Here is a 7,664-nt window from a genome sequence, read left to right as displayed (position 1 = left end):
GACTAGAAGTCGCAGCTACACAGACGAAACCCACCTTCGTGGGTTCAAAAGCCTTGATTTTTCGTTAGTCCACGCAGGTGGACTTTGTTTGTGTAGTAGCGATTTCTAATCGCCGGAAACTTTTCAAACATCCTCTAAGAGGTTGTTTGAAAAGTCTAAATTCATACTCCCTTGGGCGATTAGAAATCACAGCTACACAGACAAAACCCACCCTCTTGGGTTCAAAAGCCTTGATTTTTCGTTAGTCCACGCAGGTGGACTTTGTTTGTGTAGTAGCGATTTCTAATCGCCGGAAACTTTTCAAACATCCTCTAAGAGGTTGTTTGAAAAGTTTTAGGTTGTGATTTTAGGCACTTACAGATCCCCCCTAACCCCCCTTAGCAAGGGGGAACTAGAGTCAAAGTCCCCCTTTTCAAGGAGGATTTAGGGGGATCTAAAAATATTTGATACACCATGAGGAACTTTTCAAACATCCTCTTAGAGGTTGTTTGAAAAGTCTAAATTCATACTCCCTTGGGCGATTAGAAATCACAGCTACACAGACAAAACCCACCCTCTTGGGTTCAGAACCCCTGATTTTTTTATCACTCCACCTTCCCATAGCGTTCTACAGGAATAGGTAGACTTCTCTCGCGTAGTAGGGTTCGCGTCAGCGGGACGGAGGCTCTATTATATTGCCGATAGCATAGCCTGGCGTTAGCTATAAACCTTTAAAACATCCTCCAAGTTGTGAATGCAATTAAACAACGGGTGCGGCTGTAAATACAAACCACAGCAACAATGCTAAAACTAAAACGCTAATTTTTACAAGTAGATACGTATAAGCATGAGGGATGAGCAAATTTTGGGTTGTCATATTCTACCTCTCCTCAGTTAGCTAGTGCTTAACTATTTGTTTCTTCTAACTCTGTTTTCTCATGTTTCTATTGTCGCTTAAAAATGAATAAAAATGTTGCTTAGTCAAGTTTTATTAATATTTCTTATCTATATTTAGGGCTTGCTGAAAAAGTCGAAAAAGGCAAAAAAGGCTCTTGCGTCTCTTTTCTGGTGATTGAGGATTGATGATACGTGAGTTAGGAGTTTCTCCTTCGGAGACGCTACGCGAACGGAGTTATGATTTTTTCAACGAGAGAATAAGGACTTGGGTTCATAACTTTTTACAACTCTCCCAGAACCACGTAATTGTTGATAATAAGCCTGACTAACTTTGTCTCCTTGTTCCGAAAGTCGGTCAATACCAATACCGTTGCGTCCTTGTTCTTTTCCTGAACTGTGAATATAGCAATTATTACCTAAATATAATCCTACGTGGGTGGCTTTTTGAGGAGTCCCAAAAAAGATTAAATCACCCAGTTGTAATTCAGTCATATCAATTGGTTGAGTAAAAGCTTCTTGTTGATAAGCGTCTCTGGGTAGCCACACACCTACAGATTTAAATGCTGCTTGCATTAAACCAGAACAATCATAATTAGGTGCAACTGTGCCACCCCAAAGGTAATAATTATCTTCTGCTTTTGCTGTTTGGGTAAAAGCGATAATTGTGGGTATGTGTTGTTGAATTTCTGCGGCTGAGATGAATTGGGGTTGATATCTTGTTTCTGTGGGTTGAAGAAACTGCAAATCTGGAACAGATAACCATCCTGGATAGTCATCTTCACATAAACATACTGCAACTGCTGGATCTAGATTATTTGATGTTATTTTTAAATGTCGTCCTCTGGCGGCTTGGGTCGCTAAACGTTTACATTCAGGAGAATCATAGAGATTCAAGTTAGTTAAACATTGATATTCTGCTAATTTTAGATTACTCATTTTTTGGGGAAATAATTTATAGAAAATGGGATTAGAAAAAAGGTACGCTTCATATTCATGCAATTGAATATACGGGATGAATCGTCGATCATCAATGTCCGCAGCAAAACTTGTCTCTAGGAATCCGACCCGTTCTGTGGGATTTGGGCGTAGAGGTTCGGTTTGGGCTAATCCCGGTAATTCAGGAGCGATCGCATACAAATCAATCATTGTTGTAAAAAACACATTAGCTCCTTTCTCCTGTTTAAGAAACCGAACAATGTCGTCCTTGATTGGCTATTTTGGTGATCATATAGTTTTATGAGGATTGCAAGTTTGATTAAATTTTGTTAAATCAAATATCATATTAAATTACCTAAAATGAGTTTAATCAGATTTCATACCTCAGTAATTATACAGGTAATGATAGAATCAAGCTAGAAACTAGACTCTGAATACCATAAGGAAGTTATTTACAAATGATTTTTTTTAATCAAGACCAACAACTAGAAAATATCGGTAATCAAATTTTAGAGGCAACTTGGGCAGAGTTTCCAACTTTAGCATCTAATCAAATTGCTTTAACTTGGGTGGTATATGATCCTCCTGCACCGGTGAATACGGGTGGTGCGCTGACTCCTAATGCTTTTTGGGAACATCCGGTGCGGGGTTTTAGCTATCGGGGGGGAGAACGGATTTATCCGGCCAGTGTGGTGAAGTTATTTTATCTGGTAGTGGTGCAAGAATGGCTAGAAAAAGGCATGAGTCAAACTTCGGGAGAATTAGACCGGGCTTTGAGGGATATGATAGTTGATTCTAGCAATGATGCGACTAGTTTAATTGTGGATATCATCAGTGGGACTACTTCTGGTCCGCAGTTAAGTCCTGGTCCTTTTGAAACTTGGAAATATCAACGGAATATTATTAATCGTTATTACCAGTCTTTGGGGTGGGAGGAAATCCAGGCGGTTAATGTCTGTCAAAAGACTTGGGGTGATGGTCCCTATGGACGGGAAAGGGCTTTTTATGGGGAGATGTTTGAAAATCGGAATATGCTGACGACGGATGCGACGGCGAGATTATTACATAGTATCGTGGGTGGGGTGACGGTTTCGAGTGAGCGATCGCAATCTATGATGAATTTACTCAAACGCAGTATTAAGCCAGAAGAGTTAAGCCAAGATGGCGATGAGAACCAAGTTACAGGCTTTTTAGGGGGTGGATTACCTGAAAATAGTCAAATCTGGTCAAAGGCAGGTTGGACAAGCACAGTCCGCCATGATGCGGCTTATATTGAATTACCAGATCAGCGTCCTTATTTGTTGGTGGTGTTTACGGAAGGGAAAGAACAAGCTAAGAGTCGGGAAATTTTGCCTTTTGTGTCTAGAAGAATTGCAGAAGCGATCGCTAATTTATAGAATTGCAATTGCTGGGACTTAACAACGGAAATAGGGAAAAATGGGACGGATTTTTATTTCTGCGGCACATGGTGGCACAGAAGCGGGTAAAAATGACCCCGGTGCGATCGCTGGTGGGACAACGGAAGCAAGGGAAATGATTCTTTTGCGGGATTTGGTGGTGATAGAACTGCGAACCCGGAATTTAGAAGTTTTAGCTGTTCCTGACGATTTAAGTGCGGCTCAAACTATCACCTGGATTAATGCTCGTGCTAATACCAAAGATGTGGCACTAGAAATTCAAGCCAATGCGGCTAATAGTCCAACTGTGCGCGGAGCAAGTGCATTTTATATTGCCAAAAATGATCAGCGCAAGCAAAATGCAGAAATGTTATTGACGGCACTTTTGCGCCGTGTCCCCCAATTACCCAATCGCGGAGTCAAACCAGATACAGATAGTGGCTTGGGTAACTTGCAATTTTGTCGTCAAACGGCGATCGCTGCCATATTACTCCAAGTCGGTTTCCTCAGCAGTCCCGAAGATCGGGCTTTATTACAAAGTCGTCGTCGTGATTTTGCCGTCGGAATTGCCGAAGGACTAAGCACTTGGAGTCAAGCAAATAATCCTCAGCAACCAACAACCGAAAATTATCCCAGCATTAACATCAATATCAATGGACAAAATTACTCAGAACAAGGACTACTAATTAACGGTAATGCTTACATCCCCATTGATTTAGTAGATCGGTTACGAATTAATATCTCAAAGGTAATTAATTTACGCCGAATTACCTATCGGCAAATAGTTTATATCAAAGCCGTAGAACTTCGAGAATCGAATATTTCTATTGGTTGGGATAGTGCCTCACGCACAGTAAAATTACGCTCAATTTTAGTAGTTTGTCCCGGACAAGTTGAACAACTGATCTCCAATGGCAATACATCAGAAGGACAATTACAAGCATTTCTCAAAATCAATAATGAAAGTGCCATTACCCAATTTCCTGACCTTCCCAAACTATATCGAGAAGAAGCAACTATTGAAGGCATAAATCATGACATTGCTTTTTGTCAAATGTGTTTAGAAACTGGATTTTTACGGTTTGGAACTGACATTAAACCCCAACAAAATAACTTTGCCGGTTTGGGTACAGTTGGTGGTGGCGCTGAAGGAGCATCATTTCCCAGCGCCAGAATCGGTGTCAGAGCGCATATCCAACATTTAAAAGCCTATGCTAGTTTAGAACCTTTAGTCCAACCAGAAGTAGATCCTCGATTCCGTTTTGTTACCAGAGGTGTTGCTCCCTCCGTTAATCAATTATCAGGGCGCTGGTCTGCGGATTTAGACTACGGAATCAAAATTACAGCTATTATCAGAAGACTTTATGAATCAGCAAATCTTTTATAACTCTAAGTAGGACTTGCTGATAGCGGAGGATGGCGTTAGCCATATAAACCTAAAACCATTTATTACAGCAATTTGCAATCACACAAGGTACATCTTAGCCCCCTCATCGCTTGCGGGGAGGGGGTTAGGGGTGGGGTTCTTGTTCCAGGTTTGATGACAATTTGCTGTAACAAAACAAAGGGTTTCGCGGATTTTTACCACTGTCCCCAAACCCTAATTATAACCGCAAAAGTTTTTATGAGCTATTTGTGGGATACCTACGGCGATCGCACCTGCTAACAGCGAACTGCTGGCAGCAGAGTCTCGCGATCGCACTCCTCACATCCCCAAAAGAGCGATTACTAGGTCGCGCTTCGCCGCATACTTCCCAAATTGTCTTGACATGGGGATAATTTAAAATCTTGGCATCACAGGTAACAAGCGAAATTTTATGCTCCAAATCCTTACTGTGTACGATTTTGGGAACATCTAAGTTTTAATTTTTAATTTTTAATTGGTATTAGTATGAGAATTAGGTTAAATTTAATTAAGATTCTAGACAAACTTCATGAATCTGCCATAAGCAACCCGACGTTTTATGGCTCAAATTACAAAATGGATTTATAAACATCCGTTACAAAAGCAGTCATATTAGTATCTAGAGGCAAATTAAAGATGAAATTTTCTTGGAGAGTCGTAGCACTCTGGTCGGTGTTGGCTTTGGTAATCGGCTTTTTCTTCTGGCAAGGTGCTTTTGCAGGCGTTCCTGCGGATACAAGTAAAAACGCTGCCAACACCCGTATGACCTACGGGCGCTTTCTGGAATACTTGGATGCAGATCGTGTTACCAATGTGGATCTATACGATGGTGGTAGAACCGCAATTATTGAAGCTAATGACCAAGACATCGAAAACCGCACTCAACGCTGGCGGGTAGATTTGCCTGTGAATGCTCCTGAATTAATCCAAAAGCTGCGGGAGAAGCAAGTTAGTTTTGATGCCCATCCAATGCGAAATGATGGGGCAATCTGGGGACTTTTGGGTAATTTAGTTTTCCCAGTTCTATTGATTACTGGCCTGTTCTTTTTGTTCCGGCGTTCTAATAATCTTCCCGGTGGGCCTGGACAAGCGATGAATTTCGGTAAATCCCGCGCTCGGTTCCAAATGGAAGCGAAAACTGGGGTGAAGTTTGACGACGTAGCGGGAATTGAAGAAGCGAAGGAAGAATTACAAGAAGTTGTTACCTTCCTCAAGCAACCTGAGAAATTTACTGCTGTGGGGGCTCGCATTCCCAAGGGTGTGCTGTTGGTTGGACCTCCAGGAACTGGTAAAACTTTACTGGCAAAAGCGATCGCTGGTGAAGCTGGTGTGCCTTTCTTCTCTATCTCTGGTTCGGAATTTGTGGAAATGTTTGTGGGTGTGGGTGCTTCCCGTGTCCGTGACTTGTTTAAGAAAGCCAAAGATAATGCTCCCTGTATCATCTTCATTGATGAAATTGACGCGGTGGGTCGTCAACGGGGTGCTGGTATTGGTGGTGGGAATGATGAACGGGAACAAACCCTCAACCAATTATTAACAGAAATGGATGGGTTTGAAGGCAATACTGGCATTATTATTATTGCTGCTACTAACCGTCCTGATGTCCTAGATGCGGCTTTGTTGCGTCCCGGTCGTTTCGATAGACAAGTAACTGTAGATGCACCAGACATTAAAGGTCGTTTGGAAGTATTACAAGTTCATGCTAGAAATAAGAAGTTAGATCCTAGCGTATCTTTGGAAGCGATCGCTCGCCGGACTCCTGGATTTACTGGTGCAGATTTAGCTAACCTCCTCAATGAAGCGGCGATTCTCACAGCGAGAAGACGCAAAGAAGGCATCACTTTACTAGAAATTGATGATGCTGTTGATCGGGTAGTTGCTGGTATGGAAGGTACTCCCTTGATAGACAGCAAGAGTAAGCGTCTGATTGCTTACCATGAAATCGGCCATGCTTTGGTCGGAACTTTACTCAAAGACCATGACCCCGTGCAAAAAGTGACTCTGATTCCCAGAGGACAAGCTCAGGGTTTAACTTGGTTTACACCTAATGAAGAACAAGGTCTAATTAGCCGTTCTCAGCTAAAAGCCAGAATTACCGGAGCTTTAGGTGGTCGGGCGGCTGAAGAGGTAATTTTTGGAGCAGCAGAGGTGACAACTGGTGCTGGTGGAGATTTGCAGCAGTTGTCAGGAATGGCACGACAAATGGTAACACGCTTTGGAATGTCTGATTTGGGTCCTTTATCTCTAGAAAGCCAACAGGGTGAAGTGTTCCTGGGTCGTGACTGGACAACCCGTTCTGAGTATTCTGAAGCGATCGCTTGTCGTATTGATGCTCAAGTCAGAATGATTGTGGAAGAATGCTATAGCAACGCTAAGAAGATCATGCGTGATCATCGTAGTCTCGCCGACCGTTTGGTTGATTTGTTGATTGAGAAAGAAACCATTAATGGTGACGAACTTCGGCAAATTGTGGCTGAGTACGCGGAAGTCCCTGATAAGTCTCAGTTTGTTCCCATGCTGTAAGGTTTAGTTTGCAATCAGACCCCCGACTTCTTGAAGAAGTTGGGGATTTTGTCTTTCTCTTAATTGAATAATCGCAAGATGGTTCTTCCTCATCATTATTATGATAACATTTTAAAAATTGTTTGTCAATACCATAAATCCAAAAAAGTCGGTTTTAACCGAATTGAGCTTTTAGACAGGGAATTAATTCCCTGGCTGGAAGGTACTTGACACTGTTGAGCAGTGGTAAACCTTTACAAATTCTTATCCAAACAAGTTAAATATGTATATGATGCTAGAATGTGTTACTTATAAACACAACCGTGATCTTTCAGTTATAAATAATCTTTTTATGACACATATCTAGAGTCACGTATGTGACATATATGTAACTGAGACTTTAACAAAGTTTAGCTTAATCAGCAGAAGCCCCACGTCTCACTCTTAGGAGCGTGGGATGAATGCGCGTGAGTTGAGTTGCGTAGCCCAAATTGTATTTGAGCGTAGCGAAAACAAAGAAGGCTACAGCGACGAAACGAACAAAATAT

At 41.8% G+C, this 7,664-nt stretch carries 4 protein-coding genes and 1 pseudogene; 3 read left to right on the top strand and 2 right to left on the bottom strand.

The genetic code is table 11. From position 1 onward, the window contains the following. Positions 1-1,122: 1,122 nt before the first annotated feature. Both PN471_RS06230 and PN471_RS06225 read right to left on the bottom strand, forming a co-directional pair. Entirely contained in the window at positions 1,123-1,812 is a 690-nt protein-coding gene (locus tag PN471_RS06230; protein WP_271776105.1) for a C40 family peptidase, read from the bottom strand. A gap of 27 nt (positions 1,813-1,839) precedes the next feature. Next, positions 1,840-2,073, bottom strand: a pseudogene (locus PN471_RS06225) (DUF4276 family protein); the annotation flags it as partial. A 197-nt stretch (positions 2,074-2,270) separates the two neighbouring features. On the opposite strand from PN471_RS06225, the gene PN471_RS06220 reads away from it, so the two are divergent. The 3 genes from PN471_RS06220 (at position 2,271) to ftsH2 (ending at position 7,137) form a co-directional block, all read left to right on the top strand. After that, positions 2,271-3,209, top strand: a complete 939-nt coding sequence (locus PN471_RS06220; RefSeq protein ID WP_271776104.1) for a serine hydrolase — start codon at positions 2,271-2,273, stop codon at positions 3,207-3,209. Between the two features lie 40 nt (positions 3,210-3,249). After that, positions 3,250-4,596 carry a hormogonium tapered terminus morphoprotein TftA gene (gene tftA, locus PN471_RS06215; RefSeq protein ID WP_271776103.1) on the top strand — a complete coding sequence of 449 codons (1,347 nt, stop codon included), beginning with the start codon at positions 3,250-3,252 and terminating at the stop codon, positions 4,594-4,596. A gap of 654 nt (positions 4,597-5,250) precedes the next feature. After that, a complete protein-coding gene (gene ftsH2, locus PN471_RS06210; RefSeq protein WP_271776102.1) occupies positions 5,251-7,137 on the top strand; it encodes an ATP-dependent zinc metalloprotease FtsH2 in 1,887 nt (628 codons plus the stop codon). The last annotated feature ends 527 nt before the right edge of the window (positions 7,138-7,664 follow it).

Origin of the sequence: Aphanizomenon sp. CS-733/32 (genome assembly GCF_028330045.1) — a bacterium.
Taxonomy (GTDB): domain Bacteria; phylum Cyanobacteriota; class Cyanobacteriia; order Cyanobacteriales; family Nostocaceae; genus Dolichospermum; species Dolichospermum gracile.
This window is presented reverse-complemented; position numbering and strand designations above follow the sequence as displayed.